Genomic DNA, 20,795 nt, shown 5'->3' on the forward strand with positions numbered 1-20,795 from the left:
CACGTTGAAAAGCTCTTATTTAGTTTTTAGGGTATAAATGAAAAATAGCCCTTGCATTTTGATTCAAAAATGCCTATAATAGTTCTTGTCCTTAAGTTTGGATAAGGAAGTTCTGTTAAAACCGTTCACGTCCTGTGAACAACACGGAACGACCTACATCCTGAAGGTCTGGTAACGATAGCGATGAGGTCACACCTGTTCCCATACCGAACACAGCAGTTAAGCTCTTCAGCGCCGATGGTAGTTGGGGCTTTGCCCCTGCAAGAGTAGGACGTCGCCAGGCGATTAAAAAATCCGTAATACGATAATTCGTATTACGGATTTTTGTATTATAAAGGTCGCGCAAATAACCTAATAAACCAATCGTTTGCAAATGAACCAATTGCAATAGCTAAAATAATTGCTACAATAATTCAAGCCAATAAACCAAAGCCCTCTTCTTTGTTCCTCCTTAAAATAGATGCTTAAACGAATACAAGTAACAGATTACGTAAATTATTCTATTTTTTTGCAAGTCTCTGGGGTTTTAGAGTTGTACTTAAAAAAGCGCGCCTGTTAAAGGCGCGCTTGGTATGTCTGTTAGCTCATTCCATATGGACCTAATTTTTGTGCGTTTCCACCAGTATCCCCATGGGAATTAGCATTTGTATCTCCACTCATTTGTGAGACGAATGGGATCATTTGCTGCATTGCCTGACCGATATTTTGGTCATGCTTTGTCATCGTATAAAAGGTTGCTGCTCCTACGCCAACAGAAGCAATGATTGGTAACCACATTCCGTTCTTTTCCATTACAGATCAGCCCTTTCTATGATGTGCTTTCAGACAACCTTAGGATGACACGCAGATAGAAATCAATACAAGGAATCAAATACCAGTATAATTAATGTATGACTTCTTGTGCTGCGTTAATTCCTGCCAATCGACCTGTTACAAAAGCAGAAGTAATATTATAGCCGCCAGTATAGCCATGGATATCCAATATTTCCCCACAAAAATAAAGCCTGTCTGTCATTTTAGATTGCATCGTATTTGGAACAATTTCCTTAATTGTAACACCACCACCAGTTACAAACGCTTTTTCAAGTGGCAAGGAACCATCAACATAAAAGATGAAATTTTTCATGTCTTGAATGATGGACCGAACTGTCTCTTTGGAAATGTTAGCTGCTTTTTGATTCTCATCAACTGCATTCCGAACCAAGATAAACGCCAGCAATCGCTCGGGAACCATTCCTTTTAATAAATTCTTAAAGGATTTTTTTGGACTATCTTTCATAAAAGAACTAATTTTATTATTTAATGCTTCTTCTGTTTCATCTGGGAGCGCATCAAGCAGCATGGGCACTTGTTTTCTGCCTTTCATCCGTTCTTTCACAACGAATTGAGAACATCGTAGTACGGCGGGACCTGATATTCCAAAATGTGTGAATATCATATCCATCTGATGCGTAATAATTGGTTTGTTCTTTTTATTTAAAACGGATAGTGAGACATTGCGCAATGATAAGCCTTGTAAGCTTTTATTTTTGATGAAGGCTTCATTAGAGGTGAGTGCCACCTCAGTTGGGTAAAGCACAGTTATTGTATGTCCGGCTTTCTTTGCCCAAGCATAACCATCCCCAGTTGATCCTGTATGTGGGACCGCTTTTCCGCCGACAGCAATAACAACCGCTTTGGTAACTATCTTTTGTCCATCAGACAGGATGACGGTGTGTTCATTTTCGTCGTAATGAATTGTCTTGACCACAGTCTGCAGGTTAACATTTACATGTAATTCATCAAGACGATCGATTAAAGCATTGACTACTGATTGTGCTGAATTAGATACAGGAAACATTCTGCCATGATCCTCTTCCTTTAGTTGGATACCCATGTTTTCGAAGAAGTCAATGATGTCATAGTTATTAAATATGGAAAAAGCACTATATAAGAATTTCCCGTTTCCAGGGATGTGCTTAATCACTTCTTCTTGTGGTAATCTGTTGGTTACATTACATCTGCCGCCACCGGAAATGGCGAGCTTTTTTCCTAATTTCTTTCCCTTTTCAATCAGCATTGTTTTTGCTCCATGTTCTGCTGCTGAAATAGCGGCCATTAAACCGGATGGTCCACCACCAATTACAATTACGTCATATGACAATTGCGTTCAGTCCTTTCTTAAGTAGTTTATCACTTCTAATATGTACTGCTCAACTTTAATTTGTGATATAGTATTGTTTTGTCACAAATTAAACAATTTTGTCGAAGAACCTATGATAGTATTATTATCAGCAACTGTCCAAATGTGATAAAATTACTGTAATAACATTGGAACTTAAATTGAAAAACGCAGGTGAAATAATGTCGAATAATATGGTAAGAGGCGCGATGTTGCTCACAGGGGCAACATTTTTATCGAAATTTCTAGGAATGATTTATGTCATTCCATTCAATGCTCTTGTTGGAGAGACAGGAGGTACACTGTATAGTTTTGCATACACTCCATACAATATTATACTAAGTTTTTCTACGGTAGGTGTTCCTTTAGCCGTTTCCAAATTTGTATCCAAATACAATTCCTTAGGGGACTATGAAACGGGAAGAAGGATGTTTAAAGCCGGGATTACTTTAATGCTTGTTACTGGAACCTTAGCCTTTCTAGCATTGTTTTTTAGTGCTGAATGGCTAGCAGAATACATGATTACAGATGATGAGTATGGAAAAATAACAGTAGCAGAAGTAGCCATGGTTATACGTATGGTAAGCTTTGCATTAATTATCATACCTGCGATGAGTATTGTGCGGGGATTTTTCCAAGGTCATCAATCAATGGGACCGACAGCTGTTTCTCAGGTTGTCGAACAAATCGTACGGATAGTATTTTTATTAGTTGCAGCTTTCATTGTTATGGTAGTATTTGATGGATCTAAAGCAACTGCAGTTGGGTTTGCGACATTTGCAGCCTTCATTGGTGGTTTGGCTTCTGTGATGGTGTTATGGGTATATTGGCGAAAACGCAAACCAGAGCTTGATATAAGGTTGCAGCAACAGACATTTTCAAATGAGATACCGAGGAAAGCATTAATCGTTGAATTATTTAGTTATGCGGGTCCTTTTATTGTGGTGGGCCTGGCTACATCTTTGTATCAGTTAGTAGATCAATTTACATTTAAACGAGCAATGATAGCTGCCGGAAACGGAAATATTTGGGATATTGCTTTTTCTGCAATAAATCTTTATGGACATAAATTGGTTATTATCCCAGGAACTTTAGCAATAGGGTTATCTTTAGCTATTCTACCTGCCTTAACAAAAGCGTATACAGGTAAGGATCAAGCATTGATCCATCAACATATAAATCAAGCATTTCAAATTATTATGGTGCTTGTTGTACCAGCAGCTATTGGCCTTTCCGTTTTGTCTCATGAAGCCTATGGTGCATTATATGGTCTGGGACATATCGAAATTACAGGTACACTATTAACATGGTATGCGCCTGTTGGTTTATTATTTGCTCTGTTTACTGTATCATCATCAATTTTGCAAGGAATCAATCAGCAAAAATTTTCGGTTATTAGCCTATCAGCTGGATTATTGGTGAAGGTACTATTTAATATACAGCTTATACATGTGTTTGGTGCGAAAGGCGCTATATTTGGAACGGCATTAGCAGTAACAATTGCAGTGATATTGAATATATGGCGAATAAAAACCGCGGTTCAATTTCCATTTAAAGAAATAATTAAACGAACATTACTCATTGGTATATTTGTTATTATTATGTGCTTAACCATCTGGGCTGTGAAGTCGATATTTGGTATATTCATCCCATATGAGGATGCTAGATGGGCAACCATTCTAATGCTTATATTAGGTGTTGGATTTGGTGGTATCATTTATTTATGGTTTGCATATAAATCTACATTGTTAGAACGTATATTAGGTAACCGGGTTCATATTTTAGGGAGGATTTTCGGGAAATAGGAGGATTGTTAAGGAATGCGTCTGGATAAGTTACTAGCAAACATGGGCTTTGGCAGCAGGAAAGATGTCAAAGCTTTATTAAAGAAAAAACATGTCACCGTCAATCAAGTAGTCATTAAAGATGGTAGTAAGCATGTCGATCCTGATAAGGATATGATCCAGGTTCAAGAAGAAGTTGTTCAATATCAACAATATATATATATCATGCTGAACAAGCCACCAGGTTATATTTCCGCTACGGAAGATAACCGGGAGGAGACAGTTATTGATCTGTTAGGGAAGGACCTGGCGCATTTTAAGCCTTTCCCTGTCGGCAGGCTGGATAAGGATACAGAAGGCCTGCTGTTGCTTACAAATGACGGGGAGTTGGCACATCAATTGGTTTCACCGAAAAAGAACGTGGAGAAAACATACTATGCAAGAATCGATGGCATGGTAACAGAAGCTGACATCGACAAATTTCATCAAGGTGTAACGCTGGAGGACGGTTATCAAGCTAAAACTGCTTGGCTGAACATCCTGCAAAGTGATGTTGTTTCAGAAATAGAAGTTACGATTACAGAAGGTAAATACCATCAGGTGAAACGGATGTTTGAGGCAGTTGATAAACAAGTCATTTATTTGCGGCGTATCAGGATGGGAGAGCTGTATTTAGATGAAACGTTAAAACTAGGTTCCTATCGTGAGCTGAGAGAAGATGAGTTAGCTTATTGTTTATCATTAAAAAAGTAGAGGTGGCCTATGTCAACAGAATCCCATTATTTTATCGCGATCCCATTACCGGAATCAGTGCAGCGTTTCTTTTCCACTTGGCAGGATGAGCTGGAGGGCGAATTGCCCTATAAGCAGTGGACACAGCAGGCCGACCTGCATATTACATTAAAATTTCTTGGAGCGGTGGACGATAATAAAAGAAAGCAGATTGACCAAGCATTGCAATCTATGAGGGAATTCGAGGCGTTTACCCTTCATGTCGGCACAATAGGAACGTTTGGGAAACCGTCTATGCCACGCGTTTTATGGGCAGGTGTTGAGAAAACACCTCTGTTAACGACGTTACAAGAACAAGTGAAGATCCGCTTGGAAAATATTGGTTACTCTGCTGAAAAAAGGGCATACGTTCCACACATTACACTAGCAAAAAAGTGGCAAGGGAAGGCTGCTGAAGATTTGTTGGAAAATATAATAAAACACTACACCGCACAAAAGGAAATCCTTGTTGATACAATCGTTTTATATCAGATTCATCCGACAAGCGTACCAAAATATGAACCTGTATGTACATACAGACTGCAAGGTGGTGAGTGAAATCGCACAGCTTATCAAATTAATTGATTATGTTACACGATACGAATGGGATACATTTCGTTATCCCAGCCAGTATATTCGAATTAAAAAGGACAATTGGAATAAGCTCTATCATCTGTGGCTAACACCTTTAGAAGCTGAAGAAGAGGAAATTACTTTGCCAACAGAAAAGCGCTCTAAGTTTGCACGATGGAAGGGGAAGTTTATCAAAAACTCAGAGCCGCAAGAGGTGGTCCGGGAAACCACAAACGAATTACCGGAGACTGAAGCGGCATTAAAACAGTATTTTCTGGACAGGCTTTTAAACTTCCAATTTAAATGGGCTACATCGACAGTTACAGATCAATCCATGATGAATAACCGATATCAAAGTGATCCAACATTAAAGTACTTCCTGCAGCGATTCCCGGACACTTTCTTATTGATGTATTATCCAGTGTTTTCGATAAAAAAGACTCCTATAGATGCAGAAATTATTTTCATCAGTCCAATTGGGATAGAAATTATTTACATCATAGAAGAACCCCCATCATCCGTCATTATGGCTGATGGTGGGAGGACATGGACAGTCGAAACGAATCATCAACAAACAAAAATGTTAAGCCCTTTAATCGCTCTTAAACGTACAGAACAAATTGTGAAAAGTATTTTAGCCAGTCATGAAATCAATTTTTCTGTCCAAAAGACGGTATTATCCCGCACTAATCCAATTGTTTTTTCGACGGCACCATACAATACAAAAATAATAGACAAAAACGCATATAAAAATTGGTTCCTTGCAAAACGCAAGTTAGCTTCCCCTTTAAAAAGCATCCAATTAAAGGCAGCTGAAGCGTTATTACAGCACTGCGAGACGACCTCGGTTAAACGAGCAGAATGGGAAGAAGATGCCAACCCATTCAAAATTGTCGGTGAGGAATCATAATGTACGTATTTATTGTTAACCCGGTAGCCGGGGACGGGCGTGCAGCGAAACTTTTCTTGAAAATAAAACAGAGTACGCTTTATCATGAAACAAATAGCATGCATTACGATACAAAGTATCCTGGACATGCCGTTGAAATTGTTCAAAAAATGGTTACCGAAACAGAGAACATTGCCTGTATCATTGTGGTAGGTGGTGATGGCACATTACATGAGGTAATGAACGGGATGGGTAAAGCCAATATTCCGGTATCCTTTATTCCAGGAGGATCGGGGAATGATTTTGCTAGAGGATCTTCCATTAAGGGGACGCCGATGGAAATCTTCCAGAAAATCATCAATAGTCAAGGTGTCCGTCCTTATTGGCTAGGAAATTATCAGTTGGATCATCATGACAACCAATCATTTGTAAGTAATATCGGATTTGGATTTGATGCTGATATTGTGAGAACAGCAAATCGCTCCAAATACAAAGCCATATTAAATAAGCTACACATCGGTAAAATTAGTTATGTGATTGCACTTATCCAAGTTTTATTTAGATTTAAACCGAGAAGTGTAGAACTGAAGATAGATGGAGAGAAACGTTTGATTCAGGACTGTTGGATGGTGACAATTGCAAACCATCCGTATTATGGCGGGGGCATGAAAATTATCCCTCATGCTACGATTCAACCAGATAAATTTCCAGTGCTTGTGCTTCATTCTATTTCAAAGTGGAAGGTGCTCGGTCTGTTTATAACCATATTTAGTGGTAAGCACATTCATTTTAAAGAAGTAGAATTACTGGAGGCAACAACAATAGAAATTTATGCTAAAGGGAAAGTGAACTGCCAGGTGGATGGACAAACAGCCGTATGTACATCATGTATTATTTCCAAACAATCACAAGTTGTTGAAGTAATGGGAACAAATGAAAGAAAAGAAATCATTGCCTAATAAACATACATGGTTGTATTTTTGTATTTGTCATTATAAAATATATTATTGAACGCTAAATTTGAAAGATGTGAGGAAATTATGGTGGACTGGCTTCAACAAGTACTAGGTAATAATTGGAAGATCACTCCTGCAGGTGGACTGACAGGTGACGCATATATTGCTGAAAAGGATCATGAACGATTATTTTTAAAACGTAATTCATCTCCTTTCTTAGCTGTCCTATCTGCAGAAGGAATTGTACCAAAGCTTATATGGACAAGACGAATGTACAATGGTGATGTCATTACAGCTCAGGAGTGGGTAAAAGGAAGAGACCTGAACCGGGCGGATATGCAACATTATCAAGTAGCTGAATTATTACATAAAATTCACCACTCCTCTGAATTATTGCATATGTTGATGCGATTGGGAAAAAAACCTGTAACCTCGGATGATGCCTTGATGATGATCAAGGAACGGATAGCTTCATCACTCGAGATTGCGGAAAATAGTGATGTCCGTTTAGCGTTAACCTATTTGGATCTATTATTACCAATCACCCGCGAACAAAAGCTGGTGGTGTGTCATTGTGATTTAAATCACAATAATTTACTACTGACCGATGAAGGAAATCTGTTTCTAATAGACTGGGAAAATGCCATGATTGCTGATCCAATTACGGATTATGGAATGATTTTAAAATGGTATGTACCAAGGGAAAATTGGGATGACTGGTTGAAGGAATACGGTGTAACAAAAGATAAAAATTTAATTAAACGCATGTACTGGTATTTGCTGCTTGATACACTGCATTATTTAAGCTGGCACGATGAACGAAGGGAACCTTTTAAAGTAATTGACAGATTAAAAGATCTCAGAGAATTGAATGAACACATGTCTACATTGGTTTAGAACTTTTATAATCATTTATACAGTATATTTATTATCAATGAAGAGAGGTATATTCATGCGTCAACGACATAAACCCTGGGCTGATGATTTCCTAAGGGATAATCAGCAACTGGTGGTTCCAAACCCGGGGCAACATAAATCAAATTGGCAGGCTGCATTTAAGAATGATCATCCTGTCCATATTGAAATTGGTACCGGAAAAGGCCAATTTATTACAGGTATGGCAAAACAAAAGCCGGATATTAATTTCATTGGAATAGAATTGGCGAAAAGTATTATTGTATCTGCTGCGCAAGAAGTGAAGAATGCTGGCGTGGAAAATGTTTTGCTTTTAAATGAAGATGCAAGTGACTTAAGAGAATTTTTCTCGGCAAACGAAGCAGATGTGATTTATTTAAACTTTTCCGATCCATGGCCAAAAAATCGTCACGAAAAGCGCAGATTAACGTATCACGCATTTTTGGAACAGTATAAAGAGATTTTGACAAATGCTGGTGAAATTGTGTTGAAAACGGATAATAGAGGATTATTTGAGTATTCACTCGTCAGCCTTTCAAAATTTGGTATGACATTAGAAGAGGTTACGATTGATTTGCATGATTTAAACGATCCATTAAATGTAATGACGGAATATGAAGTGAAATTTTCCGCCAAAGGACAGCCAATTTATCGGTGTAAAGCAAGATTTGTATAGAACCAGAAACTTCCAGATGGGAGTTTCTGTTTTTTAATTCCAAATGTTTGCGTTTGCAGAAAATTATATATTTCGCTACAATTAATAGACAGGGACAAGGAGGAGATTGGATGGAAACACTGCGTGTAGGGGGAGCCACATTGACTTGGTTAAATGGTGGCGTGAATTTTCTTGATGGTGGCGCCATGTTTGGTGTGGTTCCAAAAGCGCTTTGGAGCAAGAAGTATCCAAGTAACGATAAAAATCTAATTGAATTACGCACGGATCCGATATTATTACAAATAGACGGAAAAAATTATCTGATTGACTCCGGCATCGGAAATGACAAATTAACGGATAAACAAATGCGCAATTTTGGTGTGCTGGAGGAGTCATCCATTGAAGCATCCCTTACTGAAATGGAATTAACGGTAGAAGACATCGATGCTGTACTGATGACCCATTTACATTTTGACCATGCCTGTGGATTAACTAGAAAATCGGATAACACCTATGAGTCTATTTTTAAAGGGGTACCCATTTATACGTCAGAGGTGGAATGGAATGAAATGAGAAAACCTAATATCCGTTCTGCAAATACGTATTGGGAAATGAACTGGAAACCAATCAAAGATCAAGTAAAAACTTTCAAACATGAAAAGAAAATTGCGGATGGTTTAACAATGATTCATACAGGTGGGCACAGTGATGGTCACAGTATTCTTGTTTTCGAGGATGGAGACGAGTGTTTTATTCACATGGCGGATATTATGCCAACACATGGTCATCAAAATAAATTATGGGCACTTGCTTACGATGATTATCCTGTTACATCGGTCCATCAAAAAGAAAAATGGATGGATTATGGTTATAAGCGAGAAGCCTGGTATACGTTTTACCATGATGCCTATTTACGGGCTATTAAATTTAATACAGTTGGAGAAAGAATGGATGAAGTCAAACGAACACGTTATGACTATAAATAAAGAGCTGCCATCGTGGGCAGCTCTTTTCTATTACACTGTTTGGACCGAACCGATAACGGCACCGGAATCTACATCAACATAAAATTCGTATTGTTTATTTTCCCCATCCATATTACGTGTAACGCCGCCACGGTATGCATTGTATAATAATCCGTTTTTCTCGACTTCCTCCGGCTTCATATAAATCCAGGAACCGCTGATCGGACCATTTCTTTTAAATGTTTCCTTGGCATTCTTTAGCGCCTTTTCCGGGGTAACTTTTTGATAGTTGTCCATTTGCTGTTTAGCTAAATATCCGACAGCCACACCTAATCCAGCTACAAGCACCGCTTTTCTTAATTTCATATGATCTTCACCTCTTGCTTAAATTTTAATTCCGTTTTATTCTTGTTCATTCTTCTACAGTATAACTGATACAAATTAAAATAGAAAATAATTGCGAATAAATAAGCGAATAGTGGAAAGTCTTTAAGCGTTTCCGTTATACTGAAAGAAGTACATATAAAGGAAAGTTGGAGGGAAAACAAGATGGAACAAGAAACACTTGATTTATTTAAAACGTTAACGGAACTACAAGGTGCACCAGGTAATGAGCATCCGGTTCGCGCCTTTATGAAACCAGAACTTGAAAAATATTCGGATGAAGTGATTCAAGACAACCTCGGTGGCGTTTTTGGTGTGAAGCACGGTAAAGGACCGAAAGTTATGGTAGCGGGACATATGGATGAGGTTGGCTTCATGGTGACACAAATTACAGATAACGGCATGATTCGCTTTCAAACGTTAGGTGGTTGGTGGAGTCAGGTGTTACTTGCCCAGCGCGTACAAGTGATGACAGATAATGGACCAATTACGGGCGTGATTGGCTCGATTCCCCCACATAATTTAACAGACGCACAGCGTAATAAACCAATGGAAATTAAAAACATGCTCATTGATATTGGAGCGGATGATCGTGCGGATGCAGAAAAAATTGGTATAGTCCCTGGTCAAGCGATCTTACCTATTTGTCCATTCACACCGATGGCAAACAATAAAAAAATTCTTGCAAAAGCATGGGATAACCGGTATGGATGTGGACTGTCTATTGAATTATTAAAAGAACTGCAAAATGAAACATTAAACAACCAATTATATTCCGGTGCAACTGTACAGGAAGAAGTAGGCTTGCGCGGTTCAAAAGTAGCGGCAAACATGATTAAGCCAGATATCTTTTATGCGCTGGATGCATCGCCCGCAAATGATATGTCAGGTGATAAAAAAGAATTCGGACAGCTCGGGCAGGGGGCATTGCTACGAATCTTTGACCGAACAATGATTACCCATCGCGGCATGAGAGAGTTTGTGCTCGATACAGCGGAAACAAACAATATTCCCTATCAGTACTTTGTTTCACAAGGTGGTACGGACGCAGGCAGTGTGCATCTTTCAAACAATGGTGTTCCTTCAGCTGTCATCGGTATTTGCTCCCGTTACATTCACACTGCAGCGTCAATGATTCATGTGGATGATTATGCAGCAGCAAAGGAATTAATCGTTAAGTTGGTAAAAGAGACAGATCAAAACACGTTAGATCAAATTCTTAAAGCGTAAATTTCGAGGTGGAATTGCTGCTATCTTAACATGTCGATAGCAGCAATTTTAATTTTAGCGGTAAGCAGGTGTAAAGATGGAAATTATTATTGGGTCAAAAAATGCTACAAAGATAAACGCAGTCGAAGTAGTTTTCCCGTCTTATCAAGTAATCGCAAAGGACGTGTCTTCAAAAGTATCCGCACAACCAATGTCTGATGAAGAAACACGGCAGGGAGCAATCAATCGAGCGCGTCAATGTATGCAATCAACTAACGCAGCTATTGGAATCGGCCTGGAAGGTGGTATCATGTATGTGGATAACCAATTATGTTTATGTAATTGGGGGGCACTTGTGACGCCAGATAGCGATGTTTATACGGCGAGTGGAGCAAGAATTGCATTGCCGGAAACGTTTGGAAAGCAATTAAACAATGGCGTTGAACTGGGAGACCTTATGGATAATTATGCTGAAAAACAAAATGTAAGACAAAAAGAAGGTGCAATTGGCATCTTTACCAATGACATCGTATCCAGACAGGAAATGTTTGTACATGTTGTCAAACTACTGCGAGGCCAGTGGGAATATTGGGATTAAATGCTATATCTTCCGATTAGAAAAATATTTTTATTAAATCAAAAAAACGCTGATGTTCAGCGTTTTTTTGTGTAGGTGTTATTCAAATATATATCCAAGTACATCCACAGCCTGTTCCACTGTTTCCACGGTGATATTTGCTTTGTTGGATAGTTCTTTGAGTGGATGGATCAGGGATTCGGGACGAACGATAATTGTCGGTTTATTCATGGTAATGGCTGCACTTGCATCCATCGCTGTGTTCCATTGCTTATACTGTTCACCAAATAATGCAATGACGACATCTGATTTTTGCATTAATACCTGTGTTCTCAAATTGTTTACACTGGAAGCAGCATCGTCTTTATAAACCTTTCCAGGTTGTTCGCCAAGAATGTTCTCACCAATATCATCTGATCTGCCATGGTTTGTTTGTGGTCCAACAAAAGTAAGAGCCAGTTTCTTCTCCTTAGCGATTTTCTCTACCTGATCGCGCCAATCATCATGAATTTGCCCTGCTAAATATACGGTTAACTCCATGTACAATCCCTCCAAAACTTAATTAATCTACTATTCATCATATCCAATATAGTACGCAATGAAAAGTAATTGCTCTAAGTGTTTTCCCCGTTCTGGTTGCGTCTAAAACTTCTTGATTGAAACTGGCGCCCATCAAAGCTATGATAGGAAAAGGAGTTGATGGAAAATGAAAACATTAGAAACGATTGAGCAGTTTAATGAATTGACAAATAATGAAGAGGTAATCATGCTTTTTTCGGCAGACTGGTGTCCGGATTGTCGAGTGATTGAGCCAATTTTACCGGAAATTGAAGCTGCTTTTCCTGCGTATACGTTCATTATGGTTGATCGGGATGAGTTTATGGAGGTGTGTCAGGAACATAATGTGTTTGGCATTCCAAGTTTTTTAGCCTTTAAAGACGGTAAAGAAGTAGGAAGATTTGTAAGTAAAGATCGGAAAACAAAAGAGGAAATCATGGAATTTATCGATGGACTGCCTAAGTAAGTTTTTAGCTGGGTGGTTGTCAGGAGGTAATCATGCCAATGGCAATGACGAGTATTAAGTTAAAAAGAATTTTAGATGAACGATTATTAAACGAAAATTATCGAACGTCCTATAACAGAAGTGAAGATACCTACCGTATTGAGTGGAAAGAATCAAAGCAAGGTATGACAATTAAGTTACCAAGTGTGATCGCAAAGTATAATCAGCGTGGTGAAAGAGCAATTGATGAATTGGAAGACCATATTGCCGAAGCTTTACGGATAATGAATCAAAACTATCAGCTGACAGGTATGGAGAAAAATATTTATCCTGTCATTCGGGCAACATCTTTTCCAACGGAAACCAATTTGGGTGCCAAGCTGGCATATAAAGATCATACAGCAGAAACACGGGTTTTTTATGCGCTTGATTTAGGCAAATCCTACCGGTTAATCGACCAGTCAATGCTTGAAAAAGAAGCATGGACCCTGAACCGGATCGATGAGATTGCTGCGTTTAATGTTCGTTCTTTATCAAATGAGTATAAACAGGATACGGTAGCAGGTAATGAGTTTTATTTTGTCGCCACACAAGATGGCTATGATGCAAGCCGCATTTTAAATGAAGCATTTTTAGAAGAAATGTTGGCCAATGCGAAGGGTGAATTGGCTGTTGCAGTGCCACACCAGGATGTATTAATATTTGCTGACATTCAGAATAAAACAGGTTATGATGTATTAGCACAAATGACCATGCAATTTTTTGCCGAGGGTAGAATTCCAATTACCTCTCTCTCATTTATTTATGAAGACAAGAAACTGGAACCGGTCTTTATTCTTGCAAAAAATAAACCAAGGAAAAAGTAAGGAAGGATGAATAACATGGATGTTTTCTATAATCCAAATGGTATTGGTGATGTACTTGTAATTCCACTTGAGGATGGAGACCGCTATGAAATAAAACATAAACAGGCGGGAGACATTACGAAAATAATGAATCAAGACGGAAAAGTATTAGGCTATAATATTTTTCAGGCATCAAACCATTTTGATTTACAAGAAACAGGTAAAATAACTTTAACCGAATCGTTATTAGGACAAATCAAGCAATTATTTGAAGAGAATAAGCTCAACGATACGCTTGATTTTGATTTAAGTCCTAAATTTGTGGTTGGCTATGTAACAAGTAAGACGGCACATGAAGACGCTGATAAATTAAGTGTTTGTCAAGTTGATGTTGGAGAAGAAACGTTGCAAATTGTTTGTGGTGCGCCAAATGTTGATGCGGATCAAAAAGTGGTTGTGGCAAAACCTGGAGCAACGATGCCGAGTGGATTAAAAATAAAACCGACAAAATTAAGGGGCGTACCATCGAATGGTATGATATGTTCGCAAAAGGAATTAGGTTTACCAAACGCACCCGAAGAAAAGGGAATCTACGTACTCGATGATGGGTTTACTGTAGGCGAAGCATTTCCGTTTTAAAAAAGGAGACAACCTAAGTGTTCTTAACGAGGGTTGTTTTTCTATTTTAGCAGTTTTTTATGTAAAAAACTGCTAAAATAGAGTAAACAATGATTGAAATTAATGTGATATGAAATGAGTGAATACATATGTGGGAGAAATGGAAACAAAAAATCAAAGATATTTTTACTGAAGAAGTAATAGAAGAACAACGAGAAACACATCAGGTACAGCCAAAGGCTAAATTACAAGCCCGGGTAACCTACCAATATCCGGAAAATAAAAATTTTCGTTTCCCTGTCATCCCTGATCAGCAAGAACCGAAAAAACAAACAGAGGAAGAGATTCCTGCGTATCAAAGAAAGAGAGAGGAAACGACAAAGCGATCTAAAAGACCAAATGATACACCAAACGAAACGCCAAACGAGATACCAAGTGAAACCCAAAGAAATGGTCAATTTGCAAAGGTGTATAAGAAAAATACAAGTGTTCCATTTAAACCTACGGAAGTTCCGTCACCTGTATATGGATTTCAGAAAAAAAAGGAACAAAAAGAAATAGAAGAAGTTCCAGCTTTTAAGCGAAAACAAGAGGAAGTAGTAGAACAACAGTCATTACCAATAGCAGAGGAAAAGATAGATATTATAAAAGAAACAGCTGTTACTTTGGAACAGCCAGAGGCGCAAACAGAAGAAGTTACGATCAATGCCCCAGTTGAAGCTGAAGAAAAAGAACAAGATCGAACGCCAGCAGTGGAGCCTATTATCGTTCAAAAAGAAAATAAGGTTCCCCGTAATCCAGCAAGACAGAAGCGGCGTATCGAGGATGAGAATAAACATACAACATCGAAACATGTTCCATACAATGTCATGATGACACCAAGGGATAAGAAGAAACAAATGGATGAAGCTGCTAAACGAAGAGAAAATCATTCAGAAAAGGTTATTCCGACAACCGAAAATTATCAAATTCCTTATCATTTGTTAAACGATCCAGTGCAAAGAAACAACGATGATCGAATATGGGTACAGCAACAACAGGAATTACTGGAGGAGACGTTAAAGCATTTCAATGTTCGGGCGAAAGTCGTCAATGCGACACAAGGCCCTTCTGTGACACGTTTTGAAGTACAGCCAGAATTGGGTGTGAAAGTGAGTAAAGTTAAAAATTTAAGTGACGATTTAAAATTAAATATGTCTGCCAGGGATATTCGCATTGAGGCCCCAATTCCAGGTAAAAATACAATTGGAATTGAGATTCCCAACCAAAAATCGGAAATGGTAGGATTACAGGGAATTTTTGAGACCGAACCATTTAAAGAAAGCAAATCTCCTTTAACCATTGCACTAGGCTTAAGTATTGAAGGGTTTCCAATGATTACCAATATCCAGAAAATGCCTCATGGATTGATTGCTGGTGCAACAGGGTCGGGAAAAAGTGTGTGTATCAATACCATCCTAATCAGTTTGTTATATAAAGCCAGTCATGAGGATGTGAAATTTTTGTTGATTGACCCAAAAATGGTTGAACTAGCTCCATATAACGGTATTCCACACCTTGTATCCCCGGTTATTACAGATGTAAAAGCCGCTACTGCTGCATTGAAGTGGGCTGTCAATGAAATGGAAGGCCGCTATGAAAAATTTGTTCAAGAAGGCGTTAGGGACATCGAGCGCTATAATCAAAAGATAATCAAGCAAAATCGTAACGAAGAGAAAATGCCTTTTATTGTGATTGTGATTGATGAGTTAGCTGATTTAATGATGATTTCACCACAGGATGTTGAAGATGCGATCAGCCGGATTGCACAAAAGGCGAGAGCGTGTGGCATCCATTTGCTATTAGCAACACAACGTCCGTCTGTCGATGTGATCACTGGATTAATCAAAGCGAATATTCCTACAAGAATTGCGTTTAGTGTATCTTCTCAGGTAGATTCAAGAACAATTCTGGATTCTAGTGGGGCGGAAAAGTTATTAGGCAAAGGGGATATGTTATTTGTTGAAAATGGTGCAGGAAAAAGCGTTCGACTGCAGGGGCCATTTGTGTCTGATGATGAGATCGAAAGGGTCACAAACCATGTCAGAGGTATCGCTGCCCCGAATTATTTATTTGAACAAGAAGAGTTACTGGAACAAATAAATACGAATGAGGAAGAAGACGTATTACTTCAAGAGGTTATCCAGTTTGTACTTAGACAAAACAGTGCAAGCACGTCACTGTTGCAGCGACAATTTAAAATAGGTTATAATCGTGCAGCACGACTTATTGACACATTAGAACAAAAAGGCATCATTACAGGCCAAAATGGCAGCAAACCAAGGGATATTCTTGTCACACAAAGCCAGTTAGATGATCAATAACTGAAAGGATTTTTGGATTTCGGCAGTCTATGTTTCCCAGAAGATAGGATAAATGGGTGCGCTCAAGATGAACAACAATCAAGATAAATGTATACAATATGGTAAAACAAAAAATATATTGGATGTACAGGTGAAAGTGTCATGTGAAATGCAACAGGCAATAATAGAAACAAAGACTATGTATCACCTGATTCAGTGTCTGGGAACGGTAAAATACGACGAAAAAGCGAAATAGAACCATAAACAGTTTATGTCGGAGAAGAATATAGTTTTATTTCTACTTGTACTTTGCTATAATAAGTAAATGCTGTGTTTTTACAAGCAAAAAAATAAATTAATCCATTTAAAGTATATTTTGGAGGTTCTTTTTTATGACAACTTACCATTTTATTGGTATAAAGGGAACTGGAATGAGTTCACTGGCGCAGATTCTTCATGATTCCGGAGAAAAAGTGCAAGGTTCGGACGTTGAAAAGCAATTTTTCACACAAGAAGCACTTGAAGAGAAGAACATTCCAATACTTCCTTTTTCAGAGGATAACATCAAAGATAATTATACAATCATTGCAGGTAACGCATTTCCAGATGATAACATTGAAATTCAAGAAGCAAAAAGAAAGGGTCTGAAATTTTATAGATACCCTGAGTTTTTAGGTGAATGGTTAAAGCAATATACAAGTATTGCGGTAACAGGCGCCCACGGGAAGACGTCAACTACAGGCTTATTAGCACATGTGCTAAATGAGACATTCCCAATTTCTTACTTAATTGGAGATGGAACAGGTAAAGGACATGTCGAAAGTCAATATTTTGCTTTTGAGGCATGTGAATATCGTCGTAATTTTTTACAATATGAACCAGATTATGCGATTATGACCAATATTGATTTTGATCATCCAGATTATTTCACAAGCGTTGATGATGTGTTTGATGCATTTCAATCGATGGCGGATCGTGTTAAAAAAGGAATAATTGCTTGTGGGGACGATGAATATTTACAACGAATACAAGCGAAAGTTCCGGTTGTTTATTACGGTTTTGCAGCTACCAATGATTTTCAGGCACAAAATGTAACAGAAACCGAGCTGGCAACAACTTTTGACGTATTTGTCAGAAATACTTATTACGATACATTTACGATTCCAATGTTCGGGGATCACAATATATTAAATGCACTTTCTGTCATAGCCATATGTCACTATGAGGGGATAGGTGCAGAACATATCAAAAATCTCGCAACATTTACAGGTGTAAAGCGCAGATTTACGGAGAAAAAAATTGGTGATCAAATTTTGGTCGATGATTATGCACACCATCCAATTGAAATTAAGGCAACCATTGAGTCTGCACGAAAAAAGTATCCTAATAAATCAATTGTAGCTATTTTTCAACCACATACGTTTACAAGAACAGAAACGTTTTTACAGGAATTTGCAGAAAGCTTAAAACCAGCAGACCATATTTATTTATGTGATATCTTTGGTTCTGCCAGAGAAAAAAATGGAAAACTGGCAATTGATGATTTACAGCAGCTTATCGAGGGTAGTTTTATTTTAGATTTAGATCAAACAGAGGTTCTCTCAGAATATAAGGACAGTGTTTTGGTATTTATGGGCGCTGGGGATATTCAAAAATTCGAGAAGGCGTATGAACAAACACTTGGGAATAAATTGTAATTTTATGGAGTTACAATTATTTCATATAGAAAGGGACTGGTTGACAGTCCCTTTTTATTAATTTAGCGGTGTTTTCTTGGGAAACGTTCCGATTTGGGCAGGAGATCTATATTGTTTGTCGAAATGGTATGTATGAATAGTAATTTAGAACAATCTTTTAAATGATAAAATATTTGTTTAACCCTAACCATTTAGGGTATTATTTATAAAAGAAAAGCTTTATAACTTAGCTTGGACTTTTCTCTTTACATTATACAATTTGAAGGAGTTGATATTTGTTGGAATTGATACTATATATTGCAGCTTTCATAGCTGTAGTAGCTTTTGTAGTGCTTGTTGTTTATTTAGTAATCACACTTAAAGCAACAAAGCAAACATTAAACAATGTTTCACATACACTGGAAGGGCTTGAAAAGCAGGTGGAAGGTGTTACAACAGAAGCAACGGCATTATTGAACAAGACTAATAAATTAGCAGATGATGTGGATCAGAAATCGAGTAAGCTGGATGGGCTCTTTGATAGCGCCAAAGGAATTGGTGAAACTGCAAAAGATTTCAATCAATCATTAAGAACCCTATCGAATAGCATTGCAAATACTGCATCACAAAATGCGGACAAGACTTCCCAAGCTGTAAAATGGGGAGCGGCCATAATGGACGTTTTAAAGCGTAATAAAAACAATTAAACTTTAGAGGAGGCGTTTTGTATGACAGAGAATAATATTAATAGTAAAGATTTTATAATTGGCACATTAATAGGTGGTATGGTTGGCGCGGGAGTTGCATTACTATTTGCACCTAAGTCAGGTAGAGAATTAAGAACTGATATTAATCAGGGCGCGAATGAATGGAAAGATGTTGCCTATGTAAAGGGAAGCGAAATTAAAAATAAGGCATATGATAAAGGATCGGATCTAAAATCGATCGCATATGAAAAAGGTTCCGATTTAAAAAACAAAGCGTATGAAAAAGGATCAGAAATTAAAGAAAAAGCAATTGATAAAACATCCCAGCTATCTAAAAATGTTTCAGAGAAAACACAAGAATTGACAAATGCAGCGAAAGATAAATTAGATGAACAACGGGATAAGACAGATGAAGCCTTAGAAGCAGCTGGTGAGGTTGCAGAAGCAATTGAAGAAGCGGCTGATGAACTGGAAAAAAGTAAATAAAAAATAGGAAATAAAGGTTGTCATTTACTAGAGGAATGACAACCTTTATTCATACACTTTTAATTAGTTTTAACTTTTTTGCTAATTACTAATGACAAAGACGACTTTATTCGCTATAATAGTTTCTAATTATCAAAAATTTGTTCAGGAGGCGTTTTTAGTATGAGTAATAAAATGGACCAGTTTAGAGATCAATTAGATTCAGTAAATTTGGATTTGCTGGAATTAATTAATCGCCGGGCAGCATTAGTACAGCAAATAGGTCAAGTCAAAGAGAAACAGAGTATGAAACGATTTGATCCTGTAAGAGAAAGAACCATGTTGGATAAAATCACATCCAACAATGATGGTCCATTTCAAAATGCGACAATTGAACACATTTTTAAAGAGATCTTCAAAGCGGGACTAGAATTGCAGGAAGATGATCATCGTAAAGCACTGCTGGTCTCCCGTAAGAAGAAACCGGAAGATACAGTAATTGAAATAAAGGGTACTAAAATAGGCGATGGTAATACGAATTATGTTTTTGGACCTTGTGCTGTTGAGAGCTACGAACAGGTTGCTGCAGTAGCAGAATCAGTTAAAAGTAAAGGACTTAAGTTGTTGCGCGGTGGTGCATTTAAACCAAGAACATCTCCATACGATTTTCAGGGCTTGGGTGTTGAAGGTTTACAAATTTTAAAACGTGCTGCAGATGAATATGATCTAGCAGTGATCAGTGAGATTGTAAATCCGGCACACATTGAACAGGCTGTTGACTATATTGATGTCATTCAAATCGGTGCAAGAAACATGCAGAACTTTGAATTGCTAAAAGCTGCAGGGGATGCCAATAAGCCGGTTTTATTAAAACGTGGTTTATCAGCTACAATTGCGGAATTCATCAATGCTGCGGAATACATTATGTCACGCGGAAATGGAAATATTATATTGTGTGAACGTGGTATTAGAACGTACGAGAAAGCAACAAGGAACACATTGGATATTTCAGCAGTCCCGATTTTAAAACAGGAAACACATTTACCCGTAATGGTTGATGTTACCCATTCTACAGGTAGAAGAGATCTACTGCTTCCAACAGCAAAAGCTGCACTTGCAGTTGGTGCCGACGGTGTCATGGCAGAAGTACATCCGGATCCGGCTGTAGCACTTTCTGATTCTGCACAACAAATGGATATTCCAACGTTCGATGCATTTTACGAAGAATTAACAAGTTTGGATAACCGAATCAAAGATAAAAAGGTCATCGTTGAATAAACTTTCACAAATCTGTAAAGGC

At 37.9% G+C, this 20,795-nt stretch carries 23 protein-coding genes and 1 rRNA gene; 20 read left to right on the forward strand and 4 right to left on the reverse strand.

From position 1 onward, the window contains the following. The first annotated feature begins 167 nt into the window (after positions 1–167). A 5S ribosomal RNA gene (rrf, locus tag JOC34_RS00005) occupies positions 168–283 on the forward strand. 296 nt (positions 284–579) lie between these two features. Here rrf and JOC34_RS00010 read toward each other — a convergent pair. Both JOC34_RS00010 and JOC34_RS00015 read right to left on the reverse strand, forming a co-directional pair. Further along, positions 580–792, reverse strand: a complete 213-nt coding sequence (locus JOC34_RS00010) for a hypothetical protein (protein ID WP_205134665.1) — start codon at positions 790–792, stop codon at positions 580–582. A 91-nt stretch (positions 793–883) separates the two neighbouring features. Then, positions 884–2,143: a BaiN/RdsA family NAD(P)/FAD-dependent oxidoreductase gene (locus tag JOC34_RS00015; protein ID WP_205134666.1), complete on the reverse strand. Its 1,260-nt coding sequence runs from the start codon at positions 2,141–2,143 to the stop codon at positions 884–886. Positions 2,144–2,343: 200 nt separating this feature from the next. Here JOC34_RS00015 and JOC34_RS00020 point away from each other — a divergent pair, with 200 nt between their 5' ends. The 8 genes from JOC34_RS00020 to JOC34_RS00055 all read left to right on the forward strand — a co-directional run bounded on the left by JOC34_RS00020 (position 2,344) and on the right by JOC34_RS00055 (position 9,690). Continuing rightward, on the forward strand, positions 2,344–3,966 hold the full coding sequence (locus JOC34_RS00020) for a putative polysaccharide biosynthesis protein (protein ID WP_205134667.1): 1,623 nt from the start codon (positions 2,344–2,346) through the stop codon (positions 3,964–3,966). Between the two features lie 15 nt (positions 3,967–3,981). After that, positions 3,982–4,698, forward strand: coding sequence for a pseudouridine synthase (locus tag JOC34_RS00025; RefSeq protein ID WP_205134668.1), 717 nt, complete (start codon positions 3,982–3,984; stop codon positions 4,696–4,698). Positions 4,699–4,707: 9 nt separating this feature from the next. Next, positions 4,708–5,274, forward strand: coding sequence for an RNA 2',3'-cyclic phosphodiesterase (gene thpR, locus JOC34_RS00030; protein WP_205134669.1), 567 nt, complete (start codon positions 4,708–4,710; stop codon positions 5,272–5,274). Beyond that, entirely contained in the window at positions 5,234–6,199 is a 966-nt protein-coding gene (locus tag JOC34_RS00035; RefSeq protein WP_205134670.1) for an NERD domain-containing protein, read from the forward strand. The genes thpR and JOC34_RS00035 overlap by 41 nt, the downstream gene beginning before the upstream one ends. Further along, positions 6,199–7,137 carry a diacylglycerol/lipid kinase family protein gene (locus JOC34_RS00040; protein WP_205134671.1) on the forward strand — a complete coding sequence of 313 codons (939 nt, stop codon included), beginning with the start codon at positions 6,199–6,201 and terminating at the stop codon, positions 7,135–7,137. The genes JOC34_RS00035 and JOC34_RS00040 overlap by 1 nt, the downstream gene beginning before the upstream one ends. An 81-nt stretch (positions 7,138–7,218) precedes the next feature. Then, positions 7,219–8,031 (forward strand): phosphotransferase family protein, encoded by an 813-nt coding sequence (locus tag JOC34_RS00045; protein ID WP_205134672.1) that lies wholly within the window; start codon positions 7,219–7,221, stop codon positions 8,029–8,031. A 55-nt stretch (positions 8,032–8,086) separates the two neighbouring features. Then, a complete protein-coding gene (gene trmB, locus JOC34_RS00050; RefSeq protein ID WP_205134673.1) occupies positions 8,087–8,725 on the forward strand; it encodes a tRNA (guanosine(46)-N7)-methyltransferase TrmB in 639 nt (212 codons plus the stop codon). Between the two features lie 110 nt (positions 8,726–8,835). After that, positions 8,836–9,690 carry a YtnP family quorum-quenching lactonase gene (locus JOC34_RS00055; RefSeq protein WP_205134674.1) on the forward strand — a complete coding sequence of 285 codons (855 nt, stop codon included), beginning with the start codon at positions 8,836–8,838 and terminating at the stop codon, positions 9,688–9,690. 30 nt (positions 9,691–9,720) lie between these two features. Here JOC34_RS00055 and JOC34_RS00060 read toward each other — a convergent pair whose 3' ends face one another. Beyond that, positions 9,721–10,035 (reverse strand): PepSY domain-containing protein, encoded by a 315-nt coding sequence (locus JOC34_RS00060; protein ID WP_205134675.1) that lies wholly within the window; start codon positions 10,033–10,035, stop codon positions 9,721–9,723. Positions 10,036–10,218: 183 nt separating this feature from the next. On the opposite strand from JOC34_RS00060, the gene JOC34_RS00065 reads away from it, so the two are divergent. Beyond that, positions 10,219–11,283 (forward strand): M42 family metallopeptidase, encoded by a 1,065-nt coding sequence (locus tag JOC34_RS00065; RefSeq protein WP_205134676.1) that lies wholly within the window; start codon positions 10,219–10,221, stop codon positions 11,281–11,283. Between the two features lie 76 nt (positions 11,284–11,359). After that, positions 11,360–11,860, forward strand: coding sequence for a DUF84 family protein (locus JOC34_RS00070; protein WP_205134677.1), 501 nt, complete (start codon positions 11,360–11,362; stop codon positions 11,858–11,860). A 78-nt stretch (positions 11,861–11,938) separates the two neighbouring features. Here JOC34_RS00070 and JOC34_RS00075 read toward each other — a convergent pair whose 3' ends face one another. Continuing rightward, on the reverse strand, positions 11,939–12,379 hold the full coding sequence (locus JOC34_RS00075) for a YtoQ family protein (RefSeq protein WP_205134678.1): 441 nt from the start codon (positions 12,377–12,379) through the stop codon (positions 11,939–11,941). A 166-nt stretch (positions 12,380–12,545) separates the two neighbouring features. On the opposite strand from JOC34_RS00075, the gene JOC34_RS00080 reads away from it, so the two are divergent. The 9 genes from JOC34_RS00080 to JOC34_RS00120 all read left to right on the forward strand — a co-directional run bounded on the left by JOC34_RS00080 (position 12,546) and on the right by JOC34_RS00120 (position 20,773). Then, entirely contained in the window at positions 12,546–12,863 is a 318-nt protein-coding gene (locus tag JOC34_RS00080; RefSeq protein WP_205134679.1) for a thioredoxin family protein, read from the forward strand. A gap of 38 nt (positions 12,864–12,901) precedes the next feature. Further along, positions 12,902–13,708, forward strand: a complete 807-nt coding sequence (locus JOC34_RS00085) for a DUF1444 domain-containing protein (protein ID WP_205135883.1) — start codon at positions 12,902–12,904, stop codon at positions 13,706–13,708. Positions 13,709–13,723: 15 nt separating this feature from the next. Further along, complete coding sequence (ytpR, locus tag JOC34_RS00090) at positions 13,724–14,326, forward strand: YtpR family tRNA-binding protein (RefSeq protein WP_205134680.1); 603 nt, start codon at positions 13,724–13,726, stop codon at positions 14,324–14,326. Between the two features lie 128 nt (positions 14,327–14,454). After that, positions 14,455–16,668, forward strand: coding sequence for a DNA translocase FtsK (locus JOC34_RS00095; protein ID WP_205134681.1), 2,214 nt, complete (start codon positions 14,455–14,457; stop codon positions 16,666–16,668). A 67-nt stretch (positions 16,669–16,735) separates the two neighbouring features. Next, entirely contained in the window at positions 16,736–16,903 is a 168-nt protein-coding gene (locus JOC34_RS00100; protein WP_205134682.1) for a hypothetical protein, read from the forward strand. A 136-nt stretch (positions 16,904–17,039) separates the two neighbouring features. After that, the gene (murC, locus tag JOC34_RS00105; protein ID WP_205134683.1) at positions 17,040–18,344 is read left to right on the forward strand and encodes a UDP-N-acetylmuramate--L-alanine ligase; all 1,305 of its coding nucleotides are present in this window, start codon (positions 17,040–17,042) and stop codon (positions 18,342–18,344) included. Positions 18,345–18,622: 278 nt separating this feature from the next. Continuing rightward, positions 18,623–19,030, forward strand: coding sequence for a DUF948 domain-containing protein (locus JOC34_RS00110; RefSeq protein WP_205134684.1), 408 nt, complete (start codon positions 18,623–18,625; stop codon positions 19,028–19,030). A gap of 21 nt (positions 19,031–19,051) precedes the next feature. Further along, positions 19,052–19,516, forward strand: coding sequence for a YtxH domain-containing protein (locus JOC34_RS00115; protein ID WP_205134685.1), 465 nt, complete (start codon positions 19,052–19,054; stop codon positions 19,514–19,516). A 162-nt stretch (positions 19,517–19,678) separates the two neighbouring features. Continuing rightward, positions 19,679–20,773 carry a bifunctional 3-deoxy-7-phosphoheptulonate synthase/chorismate mutase gene (locus JOC34_RS00120; RefSeq protein WP_205134686.1) on the forward strand — a complete coding sequence of 365 codons (1,095 nt, stop codon included), beginning with the start codon at positions 19,679–19,681 and terminating at the stop codon, positions 20,771–20,773. Positions 20,774–20,795 lie beyond the last annotated feature (22 nt).

The organism is Virgibacillus halotolerans (assembly GCF_016908515.1).
GTDB lineage: Bacteria > Bacillota > Bacilli > Bacillales > Amphibacillaceae > Virgibacillus_M > Virgibacillus_M halotolerans.